General features: G+C 51.6%; 11 protein-coding genes. 8 read left to right on the plus strand and 3 right to left on the minus strand.

All coding sequences use genetic code 11. The annotated features are described in order from the left end of the window. The first annotated feature begins 145 nt into the window (after nucleotides 1–145). The 4 genes from PAEVO_RS27065 to PAEVO_RS27075 all read left to right on the plus strand — a co-directional run bounded on the left by PAEVO_RS27065 (nucleotide 146) and on the right by PAEVO_RS27075 (nucleotide 4735). Nucleotides 146–1162, plus strand: coding sequence for a glycosyl hydrolase (locus tag PAEVO_RS27065; protein ID WP_100540848.1), 1017 nt, complete (start codon nucleotides 146–148; stop codon nucleotides 1160–1162). A gap of 160 nt (nucleotides 1163–1322) precedes the next feature. After that, entirely contained in the window at nucleotides 1323–3881 is a 2559-nt protein-coding gene (locus tag PAEVO_RS27070; protein ID WP_100540594.1) for a beta-mannosidase, read from the plus strand. Nucleotides 3882–3959: 78 nt separating this feature from the next. Then, the gene (locus tag PAEVO_RS34730) at nucleotides 3960–4094 is read left to right on the plus strand and encodes a hypothetical protein (RefSeq protein WP_279300483.1); all 135 of its coding nucleotides are present in this window, start codon (nucleotides 3960–3962) and stop codon (nucleotides 4092–4094) included. Nucleotides 4095–4192: 98 nt separating this feature from the next. Continuing rightward, complete coding sequence (locus PAEVO_RS27075; RefSeq protein ID WP_100540595.1) at nucleotides 4193–4735, plus strand: alpha/beta hydrolase; 543 nt, start codon at nucleotides 4193–4195, stop codon at nucleotides 4733–4735. 482 nt (nucleotides 4736–5217) lie between these two features. On the opposite strand, the gene PAEVO_RS27080 is transcribed toward PAEVO_RS27075, so the two are convergent. The 3 genes from PAEVO_RS27080 to PAEVO_RS27090 all read right to left on the minus strand — a co-directional run bounded on the left by PAEVO_RS27080 (nucleotide 5218) and on the right by PAEVO_RS27090 (nucleotide 10087). After that, on the minus strand, nucleotides 5218–7038 hold the full coding sequence (locus PAEVO_RS27080; RefSeq protein ID WP_100540596.1) for an ABC transporter substrate-binding protein: 1821 nt from the start codon (nucleotides 7036–7038) through the stop codon (nucleotides 5218–5220). Between the two features lie 84 nt (nucleotides 7039–7122). Next, the gene (locus tag PAEVO_RS27085) at nucleotides 7123–8631 is read right to left on the minus strand and encodes an ABC transporter permease (protein ID WP_100540597.1); all 1509 of its coding nucleotides are present in this window, start codon (nucleotides 8629–8631) and stop codon (nucleotides 7123–7125) included. Nucleotides 8632–8644: 13 nt separating this feature from the next. Next, nucleotides 8645–10087, minus strand: a complete 1443-nt coding sequence (locus PAEVO_RS27090) for an ABC transporter permease (protein WP_100540598.1) — start codon at nucleotides 10085–10087, stop codon at nucleotides 8645–8647. Nucleotides 10088–10234: 147 nt separating this feature from the next. Between PAEVO_RS27090 and PAEVO_RS27095 the strand changes: the two genes are divergently transcribed. The 4 genes from PAEVO_RS27095 (at nucleotide 10235) to PAEVO_RS27110 (ending at nucleotide 14971) form a co-directional block, all read left to right on the plus strand. Beyond that, complete coding sequence (locus PAEVO_RS27095) at nucleotides 10235–11977, plus strand: ABC transporter ATP-binding protein (protein WP_100540599.1); 1743 nt, start codon at nucleotides 10235–10237, stop codon at nucleotides 11975–11977. A gap of 335 nt (nucleotides 11978–12312) precedes the next feature. Then, nucleotides 12313–12948: an SGNH/GDSL hydrolase family protein gene (locus tag PAEVO_RS27100; RefSeq protein WP_100540600.1), complete on the plus strand. Its 636-nt coding sequence runs from the start codon at nucleotides 12313–12315 to the stop codon at nucleotides 12946–12948. Between the two features lie 182 nt (nucleotides 12949–13130). After that, nucleotides 13131–13667, plus strand: coding sequence for a GNAT family N-acetyltransferase (locus PAEVO_RS27105; protein WP_100540601.1), 537 nt, complete (start codon nucleotides 13131–13133; stop codon nucleotides 13665–13667). Between the two features lie 182 nt (nucleotides 13668–13849). Continuing rightward, nucleotides 13850–14971, plus strand: coding sequence for a sugar ABC transporter substrate-binding protein (locus PAEVO_RS27110; protein ID WP_100540602.1), 1122 nt, complete (start codon nucleotides 13850–13852; stop codon nucleotides 14969–14971). The last annotated feature ends 42 nt before the right edge of the window (nucleotides 14972–15013 follow it).

Here is a 15013-nt window from a genome sequence, read left to right on the forward strand (position 1 = left end):
GCTGGATGAGTGGAGGGCGTGAGTTAGGTATCGTGCTTGCTTGATAGGTATGCTGCTGGAATTGGGCTGTGCCATTTGGGTTACGGTGAAGGAAATCTGTAGGTTCTTTCATCCATACGGCAATTACAGGATAGGAGTGAATCGCATGACAAAAGCAAGCAGCACCCGCTATGAGGTCCAACCGGACTTGATCAACCCGGCCGCTTCCGATGAAGCGAAACGGTTAATGGGCTATCTGTGCAGCATTTACGGCAAGCGGATGCTGACCGGGCAGCAGATTGGCGTTGTGTCAACGCCGGAGTTCGAGATGATCCACGAGGTCACGGGCAAATACCCGGCCGTCGGCGGGTTCGATTTCATGAATTACTCCCCATCCCGGGTGGAGCGAGGGGCCGAGCGTCAAGATACGGATCTGGCGATGAAGTGGTGGAAGCGCGGCGGGATCGTGACCTTCTGCTGGCATTGGAATGCCCCGAAGGATCTGATCGATTTGCCGCCGGATCGGACCTGGGGCCGAGGCTTTTACACCAATGCGACAACCTTTGATATCGCAAGGGCGATGTCGGAGCCTTCGTCGGAAGAGTATGGCCTTATCCTCCGGGATATCGATACGATCGCTGTCGAGCTCAAACGTCTGCAGGATGCCGGCATCCCGGTGCTGTGGAGACCGCTTCACGAGGCCTCCGGCGGGTGGTTCTGGTGGGGGGCCAAAGGCCCCGAGCCTTGCATTGCGCTCTGGAAGCTGATGTACGAACGCATGACGCATCACCACGAATTGAACAACCTGATCTGGGTATGGAACGGGCAGCACAAGGATTGGTATCCGGGTGATTCCTACGTCGATATCATCGGGGAGGACATTTATCCGCCTGCCCGGGATTACAGCTCGCAATCCGAACGGTTCCGCAGGGCATTATCGTATACGGACACGAGGAAAATCATTGCCCTGACCGAGAACGGCGTCATACCCGACCCCGATCTCATGCAGGCAGACGGATGCCCGTGGGCATGGAATTGCACATGGTATGGAAACTTTGTGTTCACAGGGGAAGGAAATAACCGGAGGTATTCCGAAGAGTATACGGATGAGTTGCAGCTGATTCGCACCTATCATCATCCGTTTACCGTCACGCTGGATGAACTTCCGGATCTGAAAGGCTGACGGCTTGATCTGTAAGGCATGCCAGTTGTAGGCCGCTGCCGCTCGCCGGGAAGCTGATCGTAGCGTGGAGAACAAGCTGATACGCGAAAGAAGCCATATCTGTATGGAGTATGACCCGAACCGCATCAAAATCAATATATAGAGATGGAGAGAGACTATCATGAATTTTAACGTTATGACTTTAAATCAATGGAACTTCAAAGCTTGCGACGAATCCGAGTGGCTGCCGGCCCAGGTGCCGGGCTGCGTTCACACGGACCTGCTGAAGAATGGCATCATCCCCGATCCCTTCTACGGGACGAATGAGCATGACCTGCAGTGGATCGATAAGAAGGATTGGGAATATGAGACGTCGTTTGATGTGGATTCGAATCTGAGCGCCCAATCCCGCATCGAACTCGTATTCGACGGATTGGATACCTACGCGGATGTGTACGTGAACGGGGCCAAGGTGCTTTCCGCCGATAATATGTTTCGTTCATGGCGGATCGATGTGAAATCGCAGCTCAAGGATTCGGGAAATGTGATTAAAATCCGCTTCCGTTCCCCTATCCAGGAGGATCTGCCGAAGCTTGAGAAGCTCGGATATCCGCTGCCTGCTTCGAATGACCAGTCCGAGGTTGGCGGGATGGGCGACCAGAAAGTGAGTATTTTTGCCCGGAAAGCGCCTTATCATTACGGCTGGGATTGGGGACCGCGCTTCGTGACCAGCGGGATCTGGCGGGAGGCCAGGCTAGAGGCTTGGTCCGAAGTCAGGCTGGATGATTTGTTTATTCGCCAGGATGAGGTTACGGCAGAAATGGCCAGGGTCACGGCTGTTGCCTCCATTGCGGCGGAGTATGCTTGGCAAGGCGTGCTTCGGGTAAGTGCAGGCGGCCAGACATGGGAACAGGATGTTCGGCTGGATGAGGGCCGTCATTCGGTTGAATTGAGCCTTGCGCTTGCGGAGCCGAAGCTGTGGTGGTGCCGCGGCCTGGGCGAGCCTCATCTGTATTCGTTCCATGTCGAGCTGGTGGAAGCAGAACGAACCGTTGCGGAGAAAAAGGTTCGAACCGGCCTGCGCAGCGTGAAGCTCGTTCGGGAACAGGATAACCGCGGTACTTCCTTTTACATTGAGCTCAATGGGACGCCCGTGTTTGCCAAAGGGGCAAACCATATCCCGAATGACAGCTTCATAACGGAAGTGACGGCGGAGCGATACCGTCATGAAATTGCGTCCGCAGCGGAGTCCAACATGAACATGCTGCGCGTATGGGGCGGCGGTATTTATGAAGAGGACGTATTCTACGATCTCTGTGATGAATACGGACTCATGGTGTGGCAGGACTTCATGTTCGCTTGCAGCATGTATCCGGGCGATGAGGCGTTTCTGGAGAACGTCCGGCTGGAAGCGGAGGAGAACCTGATCCGGCTGCGGAATCATCCGAGCATCGTGCTCTGGTGCGGCAACAACGAGATAGATTCCGCTTGGGCGCACTATGAAGAGAAGGCCGGTTGGGGCTGGAAGCAGCAATATACCGAAGAACTCCGCGAAAAGATCTGGAGCGACTACGAAAAGGTATTCCACGGAATTCTGCCGGAGGCTGTAACCGGTTATGCACCTGGAGCAGAGTACTGGCCTTCATCTCCGCTGGTATCGCTCAGCCATGATAAGGAGCAGCATGCCAATCCGTCCACAACGAGCGGAGATATCCATTACTGGGGCGTGTGGCATAACACGGAGCCGTTTGATAACTACAATGTTTATGTTGGCCGATTCATGAGCGAATATGGGTTCCAGTCCTTCCCGGAACCGAAGACGGTCCGCACATACGCGGAAGATAGCGATATGGAGCTGGAGTCCAAGGTCATGCTGGCGCACCAGAAGAACGGTGCCGGCAACCGCTTGATCAAGACTTACATGGATCAATATTATAACGAGCCGAAGGATTTTGAAGCTTTCCTGCATATGAGCCAAATTCAGCAGGGCGAAGCGATGAAGATGGCGATTGAAGCCCATCGCCGCAACAAACCGTACTGCATGGGCACCTTGTATTGGCAGATGAATGACTGCTGGCCGGTCGCTTCGTGGGCGGGCATGGATTACCTCGGCAGATGGAAAGCACTGCAGTATGTGGCTAAGCGCAGCTTCCGGGATGTCAGTGTCACGATCGAATCCAAAGAACAAGAGATCATCGTCCATCTCGTATCCGATATTTCAGAAGCGGTCCAGGGCACACTGAAGATTCAGTTATTCGATTTTAACGGAAAAGAGCTCTATATATCCGAGCAGCCGATCCGTGCGGAAGAGCAGGCGTCCCTCGTCGTATTCCGCGCGGTGGCCGATGAGCTGCTTGGCGGACATGATGCATCCCAGGTCGTGCTCCTGGCGCAATGGCTTCAGGATGGAGACGTGCTTGACAGTAAAACATTCTATTTCGTGAATGACAAGCATCTTCGTCTGCACAGCCCGACCATCAGCATAAAAGAAGTCGAGGGAAGCGACGGCACGACGTTTGTGCTGGAGAGCAGTGTGCTCGCCCGCCACGTATGGCTGTCCTCGGAAGCGGAAGGCTTCTACAGCGATAACTTCTTCGACCTGATTCCAGGCATCCCGATGACCGTTTCCTTCAGCCGCCGCGATGACGGCGAGCAGGCATTCGTACCGGGCAAGCCAGGCCGGGCCGTGGTTCGGTCCATGGCCGATTGTATCGATCCGTCGATGGTGCTGACGGTTTAATTCATCCTATAATCGATCCGCTAAAAAGAGCCGCCCCTTCAACCGTTTCTGGTGAAGGGGCGGTTTTGTTTGTCTTAGATGGAGTACCACGTAGATTTGAGGCTGATAGAGAACGAATCCTCGCTGCTTGATCTTAAGCATGATTACCAAGTGGGGGCGTTTCCGGGCAAGATGCAAGGAATAAACCCGTTCCAATTAAATGTCAGCAAATGAAAAGAAGTCGAACCCCTCTCCATAGGATATTCTAGGTTGGTACACATCCTGTTGGACATGCTCATACCCATAAGCAAGGATCGGGAAGGAGACTGAACATGAAAAAACAAGTTTTGTTCATCCATAGCGCAGGACCCCAAGGTCCTAACCAAGGAAGCCGCGGCTTGATCGCCCATCTACAAGAACAGCTCGGGGAAGTTTACCATATCTTATCCCCCGGCATGCCGGATCCGGATTACATTCCGTGGAAAACGCAGATCGCCAATGAAATCAAGGCATGGGATGGGGAGGTGCTGCTCATAGGTCATTCCCTAGGCGGCTCCGTGCTACTGAAATATCTTTCGGAAGAAGACTGCCAGCTAACCGTCTCTGGACTGTTTTTGATCGCCGCCCCCTATTGGGAGAAAGACGACGATTGGCGGAGTGAAGATTTTAGATTGCCTGATTCTTTCGCCACCATGCTGCCTCGCATATCCAGTCTGTACCTGTACCACAGCCGCCACGATCCCGTGGTGCCTTTCGCAAACGCTCAGCACTACGCGAAGCAGCTCCCCCAAGCTGTCACCCGAGAATACGAGGGCGACGATCACTATTTCTGCGAGGGCTTGCCCGAGCTTGTAGATGATATCAAGCGCCTGTAATCCAAGGCATCAATCTTGGTAAGCCCCCCTGTATATGTTAATTACAGGGGGGCTTCCTCTCACTCCCCCCTCCCCAAAAAAAGGCGAGAGTAGCTGCGCCGCGGCTATCATTCGTCCCTTTTTATGGCTAATGTGAGATGTATCGAAACATGAGCTAACAACGGACTACTTAAGGTAGTGCTCCAGCGGAGAAGGCGGAATGATTCTGGAGAAGCGGGTAGCGGTCTCCTGAAAGCTTTCTGAAAGAAAGCTGCATCGTAAGCGTAAACCGCCCCCGGATTTCTACTTTGGCCCATTCATTCATAGAAATCTGGGGGCAACAGAGATCGGAAGAATCATCCGCATGCGGAGCGATGTAAAAAAAAGCTGGAGCGATGCAGAAGAATTTCTCACTCCCATTGCTTTGGAAGTGAGAAATAGCGCATATAAAGCTCGCATCAAAAAAAGACGACATCAGCTATTCGCTAATGTCGTCCTCTTTTTTACTTGCTCGCTTTATATGCGCTCAAGAATTCCTTCACCTTCGCCGGATCGGCGACCAGCTCGTTGCCGGTTTTTACGATTGGGCTGACGGTGGAGTAGGCTTTGATTTTGTTGTTGTTGTAGTATGTCAGGATCTCATCCTGGTTGATGGAGTAGAGCACCGCTCTTCTCAGATCGTCGCTTGTTGCTACATCACGGTTTTTCGTGTTGAACAGCAAGTAGGAGACGGCGTTGCTTTCGATGGTTTGCAGCTTCAGCTTGCTGTCGCCTTTAACCACATCGTATTTCGTTTCAGGCACGCCATAGTACAGGTGAATTTCGCCGCTGCGAAGTGCGGAGAGCGTGCTGTCCGCATCCTTGATAAAGCGAACTTTCACTTGCTCGATTTTCGGTTCGTGCTCCGTGCCCTTCATGTAGCCAGGGTTTTTGAAGAAGGTGGCTTCATAGTCCGTTTTGGAAGACAGGATGTACGGACCGCTGGCATACAGCGTATTGTTGTATTTGTCGCCTTCGGTTACCGTATTTTGGTCGCCGTAAGGGATGTCTTTGTTCACGTCGAATTTCTCAACGTCATACGTGTTGATGGACTCGACCTGTTTCTTCGACACGATACCGGCCGATTGGTGAGCCAGGTAGTTCAATACTTGCGGGAACGGCTCGGTTGTCGTCAATTTAATGACTTGGTACTTACCGTCTTTGGTGCTTGCTTGGTTCTTGTCATCAACAAGGGAAGTGATCTTGGTATCCAAGCCGGCTTCCAGAGCATCCTTGACGCTTTCGCTGCCGCCGGATACTTTGGTGTTCTCCAGTGCGCTCAAATCCGTTACAGCTTCAACCGTGTTGATGTGCTCGTGAAGCGTGTAGGTACGATGATCAGGCACCGAATTTTTGTCTTTGGCTCTGTTCATGGAGAAGATGACATCGTCGGCGCCTACGCGTTCGCCGGAATCTTCAGCTTTTTTGTTCGTGATTTTGGCAAAGTTAATATCGTCTCTAAGAATGAAGTAGTATTCCGAGTTGCCTTCGCCAATGGCATGGTTATACGACAGCGATCCTTCGGATGTGATTTTGTCATCATCGGTCAGGTTGATCAGACGTACGTTCATGTTGGTGTTGATGATGTTGATGGAACCGTCATTACCCTTGATCGGATCAAGAGAGGTCAGTTCAGAGATCGATTGGGACAGAATCAGCGGCTGCGTAGCACGCTTGGATTGGTCTTTGAAATCAACGGCTTCCCAAGGAAGGGAACGGGATTTCGAAAGACGGACCGAATTCTCGTCCAGCACGTCCTTGTTGAACGCTTGGCTCTTCAAGGAAATGTACAGTGGAGCGATGTAAGCTTTGTCTGTAACAAGACGTTGCTCCAGCTGTTTGTAGGTTTCAACAGCGTCTTCAGGCGTTTGCGTAGCTGCTTGGTCGATCAGCTTGTCCACTTCTTCGTCGGACATGATGCTGTAGTCGCCGCCGGTTTTGAACAGGGAACGAACGGCATAGTCAGGGTTACCCGTAACGGTAGTCCAGCTGGACAGCGCGACGTCGTAGTTGCCGGCATCCTGTTGTGCCTTGAAGCTGCCGTAGTCCGGCTGCAGATTCAGCTTCACGTTGAAGCCGTTCTTCGTGAGCTGGTCGCGAATGATGTTAACATCCGATTCGTTAGAGCTCATGCCGAGCAGTTCGATATTAACAGCAGATGTGTCCGTGGCTGTATCCGCTGGTTCTTGCTGATTTTGCTGTGCATCATCTTTGGTTGTTACGTTGCATCCGGCCAGTACGATGACTAGCGTGAGAAACAGTAACAGCAAGGAACTCTTTTTCATTGGTGATACCCTCCTGAGTTGTATATATATTTATATAAAATATTTTTTGAAACCATTAGTTAGTGTGCCAAGGGCACTGAAGCATTAATCCAGCTTAGGATCAAGGGCATCCCGGAGTCCGTCGCCAAGGAAGTTGAAGGACAAGACAAGCGCGATGATGGCTAGACCCGGATAAATGGCCAAGTAGGAATGCGTCTCAAGATACGTGCTTCCGATCTTAAGGATATTGCCCCATTCCGGGATGTGCGGCTCAACGCCGAGACCCAGATAACTCAAGCTGCTCGTCGAGATGACGGCTGCACCGATGGTTAGCGTGGATTTCACAATCATGGGTGCAAGCGAGTTAGGAACGATATGCTTGAATATAATCGAAAAATTGCTGGAGCCGAAGGCTCTGGCCGCATCGACGTATTCAAAGGTGGAGACCAGAAGCACGTTCGCCCTCATGGTTCTCGCATAAGTCGGTATAGCGCCTACGCTGAGTGCCAGGATGAGATTGACGGTGTTGGCTCCGAATGCAGCAATAATCGCAATGGCGAGCAAGATGCCCGGAATGGCGTACAGCACATCCAGCAAACGCATGATGATGTTATCGGTATGGCGGCCATAGTAGCCGGAGATGGCACCGAGAACACCGCCGATGACAACCGGGATGGCTGTAGAAGCAAATCCGACGATCAGCGAGATTCGGGCTCCAAATACGATTCGGGAGAACAAATCCCGGCCGAAGTTGTCCGTACCAAAAGGGTACACCAGGCTTGGCGGCTGCAGGATGGCGCTATAGTTGTTATCGATCGCAATGCTGTAATCGAAGGTAAACAGACTGGTTACCGACAGACAGAACAGGAAGATTACAAAGAACAGTCCGGACATGGCTGTCGAGTTGGCAGTAAGCTTCACCCACACGTCACCCCAGCGGGTCATCGCCGGATTACCGTTCTTGCGTATCTTCGCAAGCAGGTTGATGCCGAGCACCAGAGCAAAAATATTGCCCGTTACCGCAGTCAGTATGATCGGAAAGGCAAGCCAGGTCAATGCGGGATGCGCGTAATTCGCTTTGACGTACCTGGCAACAAGGATAAGCGCGATCAGCTGAATGACGGCTACAACCAGAAGCACGGCCATCGCCGGCAGAAACGTATTCGAGACGTAAGGCTTGAACAGGTTCAGCGCCGATATCGCGATGACAAACAGCTGGGTTAACAGCATGTAGACGGCAATCGTATATTCGGGAGGCTTCTGCTTTTTAATCAGATTGAAACCGAAAGTGACGGTAAACAGATTTCCCGTGACAATGCTCAGCAGCTGAATGTAACCCAGGATCCTCGTCGAGCGCCGGATTTCTCCCTGGCTTTGAAGATCTCTTCGGATCAACAGCGTAATGATAATCTGAATGATGGTAAACAATGCGTATACCGCAAAGGCGGTGAACACCCACGGTTTAATGGTTCCCCCAGTGAAATCAAAGCTGTTCAGAAGCAGGATCACCGTTAAGGTCAAAGAAATAACCCATGTGAAGCTGGCTTGACTGTACTCGTGTGAGGATTTCAGCTGGTGTTTGGTTTCTTGTTTAGAAAGAAGCTTCTTGATCATGAGTACACCTGCTTTAGTATTGTTTCATCTTGGATCTGATCCGTGGATCGAAGAACGCGTACAAGATATCAATGATGACGTTCACCAGCGATATGGTAATGGCGGTGTACACTACGCCGCCCATAATGGCCGGAATGTCAGGGATGAATTGTTTATCGACGATGTAGCTGCCGATACCGCTGATGTTGAATACCTTCTCCGTAACGGCAGAGCCGCCGAGCATCCCGCCGAACTGAAGTCCGATGACGGTAATGATCGGAATGATGGCGTTGCGGACAGCATGCTTCATCAGGATGGTACCCTTGCTGAGCCCCTTCGCTCTGGCTGTTATCATGTAATCTTCATTAATAACTTCCAGCGTTGAGGAGCGCGTCATTCTCGCTACTGAAGCGGTAAGTCCTGTACCGAGCACGATCACCGGCATGATCATGGACAACCAGTTCTCCGGATTAAAGGTGGCAGGGAGCCACTGCAGCTTGATCGAGAAATTCAGGATGAAGATCAGTCCCTGCCAGAAATTCGGAATGGACAGCCCGATCAGCGCGATAAACATAAACGTATAATCAAAAAACGAATTCGGTCTCGTAGCCGAGATAATCCCGATCGGCAATGCGATCACAATCGCGATAATCAGGGAAATGACCGTAAGCGTCAGCGTAATCGGGAACTTTCTGGCGATGCTTGAGGTAATCTCTTCATTGCCCGAGAAGGATTTGCCGAGATCGAAGTAGGCAATTCCTTTAATGTTGTTCCACAGCTGCGTGAGATAGCCCTGATCCAGTCCGTGCATTTTGTTAAAAGCCGCGATCTGTTCCGGTGTTGCCGTCTCGCCCAGGATGTTGGCTGCAGGGTTGAACGGCGACAAGTGGAGAATCGTAAAGACGAGCACCGCTACGCCAAAGATAACGAAGACCGTCATCACGAGTCTCTCCAGAATATATTTCAGGTAAGGATTGCTGTACAAAAAAATAAGGATGTACATCAGCAAGCCTGGAATAAGTGATATAATGAAGAACAACGGATTCTCGATAAGAGAACCAAACGTATCGGCCATGGTCAACCGTTTACGGTTGTTCAGCTTCAGTTCCTTGGCGGTCCGTTCCTTGAGGACTTCCTGGAACCTTGCTTCTACGATCTTGTCGACTTCCTGCCGGAGCTGCCCCTCATTGACTTTTTGCTTGAAAAAGTCGTGCTTGCGTTTCTGCTGCTCCATCATCTCGGAGCGTAGGGCCTCCAGATATCCGGCAGCCAGCATCTCGCTGCGTATGCGGTTCTCCGCCGCTGTGTAGTCGTCCTTCTTTCTCTGAACCAAATAAAATAGGAAGACCACGAGATTCACGGGCGCTCCCAATAATAATAGTAAGTATCTATAAGAAGGATTCAGAAGGATCTTACTGTATGTGCTGCTTATCAAACCTATGAGTCTGTTTGGTCTTGCTGCTTCTGTCCCCCCCATAAGCTGCCTTTCCTCCTTGTTTCAAATTGCATTATTCCGAGTGATATAGTATATTTTATTTTAGCCTATTTTAAAAGTCAATAGATTATAAGAGTTGTAGATGATATTACTTTAATGACATAAATGCATAATGGCAGGTGAGCAGAGTTGGAACCGATATTGCAGGTTAAAAATTTGAGTGTAGCCTTTCAATCCCGTGATTCAGAATTTCACGCGGTGCGTGGGGTCAGCTTTGAAGTGAAGAAAGGGGAGACTCTCGGGATCGTTGGAGAATCCGGGAGCGGCAAAAGCGTCACGGCGCGCTCGATCATGCGGCTGCTGCCGTCTCCGCCTTCCTATATGAAGGATGGGGAGATCCTGTTCCTTGGCCAGAACCTGGCGGAGAAAACCGAGAAAGAGATGGAGAGCATCCGCGGACGCGATATCGGGATGATTTTTCAGGATCCGATGACTTCGCTTAATCCGACGATCCGAATCGGGGAACAAATATCGGAGAGCCTGGTGAAACACCAGAAGCTGTCCAAGCAGGAAGCGAAGAAGCAGGCGCTTGAGATGCTGAAGCTGGTCGGCATACCGAACAGCGAAGCGCGCTATAACCAGTACCCGCATGAGTTCTCGGGCGGCATGCGGCAGCGAGTGATGATCGCCATCGCCCTGGCGTGCAGACCTGCGCTGCTGATTGCGGATGAGCCTACAACGGCGCTTGACGTAACCATTCAGGCCCAGATCCTTAATTTGATGAAAAATATGCAGGAGCGCTTCGGTTCTTCCATTATATTGATCACGCATGATCTCGGCGTCGTTGCAGGCATGTGCGACCGCGTGGCGGTGATGAAGGACGGCGTGATTGTGGAAACGGGAACCACGGAGGAAATCTTCGAGAATCCTCAGCACCCCTATACTTTGAAGCTGTTAAACGCGCTTCCGCGTCTGGACGAGAAGAAGAAAGCAAAGCCTGCGCCGATCATCGTGCCAAGCACGGATTACAAAGGACCGCTGTTAGAGGTTAAGTCTTTGAAGCAATATTTTGATATGGGCAAAGGGAATGTGCTTAAAGCGGTGAATGATATCAGCTTTCACATTCAGGCAGGGGAAACGCTCGGGGTCGTCGGGGAATCCGGAAGCGGTAAATCGACGACGGGACGAGCTATCCTTCGCCTTCATCAGCCGACCGGTGGAGAAGTGCTGTATCAGGGAATGTCCGTGAATCGCCTATCTCCTTCGGAAATGAAGGCCATGCGGCGCCATATGCAGATGATTTTCCAGGATCCGTATGCTTCGCTCAACCCGAGATTGAAGGTGGTGGACATTATCGGCGAAGCGCTGGATGTTCACAAATTGACCGGCAGTAAGCAGGAGCGGAAGAAACGGGTCGAGGAGCTGCTGGATATGGTCGGATTGGATCCGGCGTACGCCACGCGCTATCCGCATGAATTCTCAGGCGGTCAGCGCCAGCGGATCGGGATTGCCCGGGCGCTGGCGGTGGAGCCGAAATTCATCGTGTGCGATGAGCCGCTCTCCGCGCTCGACGTGTCGATCCAATCGCAGATCGTGAAGCTGCTGGAAGAGCTGCAGCACCGTCTGGGCTTGACCTATCTGTTTATTGCGCATGACCTGTCGATGGTGAAGCATATCAGTGACCGGGTTGCCGTTATGTATATGGGCAAAATCGTGGAGCTGGCGGAAAGCGAAGAGCTGTACTCCAATCCCCAGCATGATTATACGAAGTCTTTACTCGCGGCGATTCCGGTACCCGATCCGAAGATCGAATCCAAGAAGAAACGGGTACTGTTGGAAGAGCGCACCGGAGAGGACAAATATAATCTCGAGCATTCGGAGCTTGTGGAAGTATCGGAGGGCCACTGGGTGGCCATGCCGACCGGAGCCTAATCGAACCATACTAGAACCTGTCCCGACCGAAGTCGGGGCAGGTTTTTTTATGAGATAATAAGTATCTGCTTCAGAGGTCGACCATCCTGAGCTCGCAAGATAAACTTCCGCTAGATGCCGTCTGTCTTCCGGGAAAGTACGTTGATAGACGTTTTATTCACCTAACGGGGATTCCAAAAAAATTCGGTCATAATCAATGATTTGCTTGGTTTATAAAAAGGAATTGAGCCCTGCACGGCAAATATTTAAATGTTAGGAAGCGTTCTCACGAGACATGAGCCTACGAATTTCCAATGGTACGCACAATAGCAACATACCGATGAGGAGGAAGTGGAATGAATCGTTTGCAGCAAGGGGATGTCGTATTATTTCAAGGGGACAGCATTACGGATTGCGGTCGTGACCGGAACTTTTCCGGCAGCTTGGGGAACGGCTACCCGCTATTGATCGACTCGTTGTTCGGCATGAAATTTCCTGAGTTAAACGTAACCTTTTTGAATAGAGGGATCAGCGGAAACCGGGTTGTCGACTTGAATGACAGATGGCAGGAGGATTGCCTGGACCTGAAACCGGACTGGGTATCCATCTATATCGGCATCAATGACACTTGGCGCCGGTATGACAGCGGGGACCCGACGAGCACCGAGGATTATAAAGCCGGCTACCGTAAATTGATCGAACGCACTAAAGGGGCACTGGACGCCAAGCTGATTCTGGTTGAACCGTTCGTGCTGCCGCATCCGGAGGATCGCAGATTATGGCGCGAGGATCTGGATCCGAAAATCACGGCCGTTCGCGAATTGGCGGTGGAATACGGAGCGCTGCTGGTGCCGCTGGACGGATTGTTCGCTGCTGCGTCGGTACGCCGCGAAGCTGCCTTCTGGGCGCCGGACGGCGTGCATCCGTCACCTGCCGGACACGGCCTGATCGCGAAGGCTTGGCTCGAAACAATGGGCATTCGTTTGGATTAACAGATTTAAGAGCCGAAGTTAGAGGCAACCAACTCGGGATTATCTTGAACGGCTTATCAATTAGAAAGAGCTCGGGCGTGAATCACTGCGTCCCGAAGCTCTTTTTAAATAAGATTTGAACTTAGAGTATGAAATAGGGGCTTGGAGCTACCGATACATATATAAACAAAGGGGATGACGTTATGCTGTATGGGCAACGGGTAATTCTCAGACCAGTCGTCGAAGAGGATTGGGAGCAACGATATCAATGGCTTACGGATTCTGAAGTGAGTTCTACACTTCCATCCGGTACCGGGGTGCCTTTAACCCCGGCAACCGTGAAGAAACGGACACAGAAATATGCGGAGGGTGACCCGTCAGGTGCATATTTCACTGTGCTCAACCTGGACGGGAAGCCGCTCGGCAATGCTCAGTTGTTCAAGATCGATCCTTGGGCGCGCAAAGCGGAATTCGGGATATGGATCGGAGATAAAAGCGTGTGGGGACAAGGCTACGGCACGGAGGTTACGCAAGTCCTCGTTCAGTTCGCTTTTGAGAGACTGAATTTGCACAAGGTGTATCTTACCGTGGATGCTACCAATGCCGGCGCAATTCGGTGTTATGAAAAAGCCGGTTTTCAGCGGGACGGAATTCTGCGTGATGAAGCGTATAAGAACGGCTCGTATGTGGATCGTATTCTGATGAGTTTGCTTCATTCTGAATATGTCGTAAGGGCCTGACTTTTTTAAAAATGATAGCTTCTCGAAAGCCGAACGAGAGTTAGAAATCACTTTCATTTTTTTTGCCTATGTGGTGTAATGCATTAAAGCGGAAAAATAATGGTTGACGCCTCCAGTTAAATCCTATAGGATTACTTGTATTAATATTTGTCCTTTTTACGGAAAACAGGGGGAGAGAGAACATGAAAGGCAGTAAACATGTAAGGAAATTAACGACGCTGGTGCTCGCGTTTATGATCGTCTTAACCGGATGTGCCGAATCGGGCAGCGGCGGCGGTAGCGGGGCAGGCAATCTGGCGGACAAGGTCGAGAACCTGCCGGCAGGCATTGCCGAGAAGGATCCGGTGAAATTGATGGTCGTCCGGAAAATCGGGGGCGATGATCATACGGCGCAATTTTTGGCAGGTGCGAAACAGGAAGGCGAAGCTCTCGGGTTTAAGGTAGATACCTTCTCGGCGAACGGAGACTCCGCCAAATTCCACGATGCGATCGCACAAGCCATTGACAGCGACTACGATGGATTTATCATATCGCATGGCGACGATCCTGCATCGGTGCAGGACGTAAAGAAGATTACCGAAAAAGGAATTCCGGTCGTCACATTTGACTCCTTGCCAGAGATCGGCGACATTGCAGGGGTAACCCAGACCTCGCAGGATGACGAGCAGCTCGCGAAGCTGGCGCTGGACAAGCTGGTTGAAGAGCAGGGGCCGGAAGCCAACATTGTCTATCTCTGGGTAGACGGATTCCCGCCGATGGTACGACGCAATGCCGTATATCAGGAAACGCTGAAGAACAATCCGGGCATCAAGGAAGTGGAGCGTTTTGGCGTAGCGAGCGACCAGACTTCCCTGGAAACGCAAAATGCGGTATCCGCCATCCTAACGAAATATCCGAAGGGCGAAATCGATGCAATCTTCGCAACCTGGGATGCATTCGCCATCGGCGCAGCCAGAGCGCTGGAGGAAGCGGGACGCACCGAGGTTAAGATTTACGGCATCGACGTATCCAACGCAGACCTGGAGCTGATCCAGAAGCCGGACAGCCCTTGGGTAGCTACGGCGGCCGTAGACCCGAAAACGATCGGCGCGATCAACGTTCGCTTGCTGGCTAAGAAGATTGCCGGCGAGGAAACACCTGCTACGCATAATCTGGAGCCTGTATTGATTGAGCGCTCCGACCTTGCGGGTGCAGCTGAAGCGGTCAACATGGTCAACCTGGCGGATATTATCCCTAGCTGGGGGACAAGCACCGAATTCGAAGAGGATTGGATGAAGGCGTTGAAAGAAGCCAGCGGCAAATAAACAGCAATATTCATACAGGCGCTCTTATCGGTCATCGATAGG

This window comes from Paenibacillus sp. GM2FR (assembly GCF_002803325.1).
GTDB lineage: Bacteria > Bacillota > Bacilli > Paenibacillales > Paenibacillaceae > Paenibacillus_AQ > Paenibacillus_AQ lautus.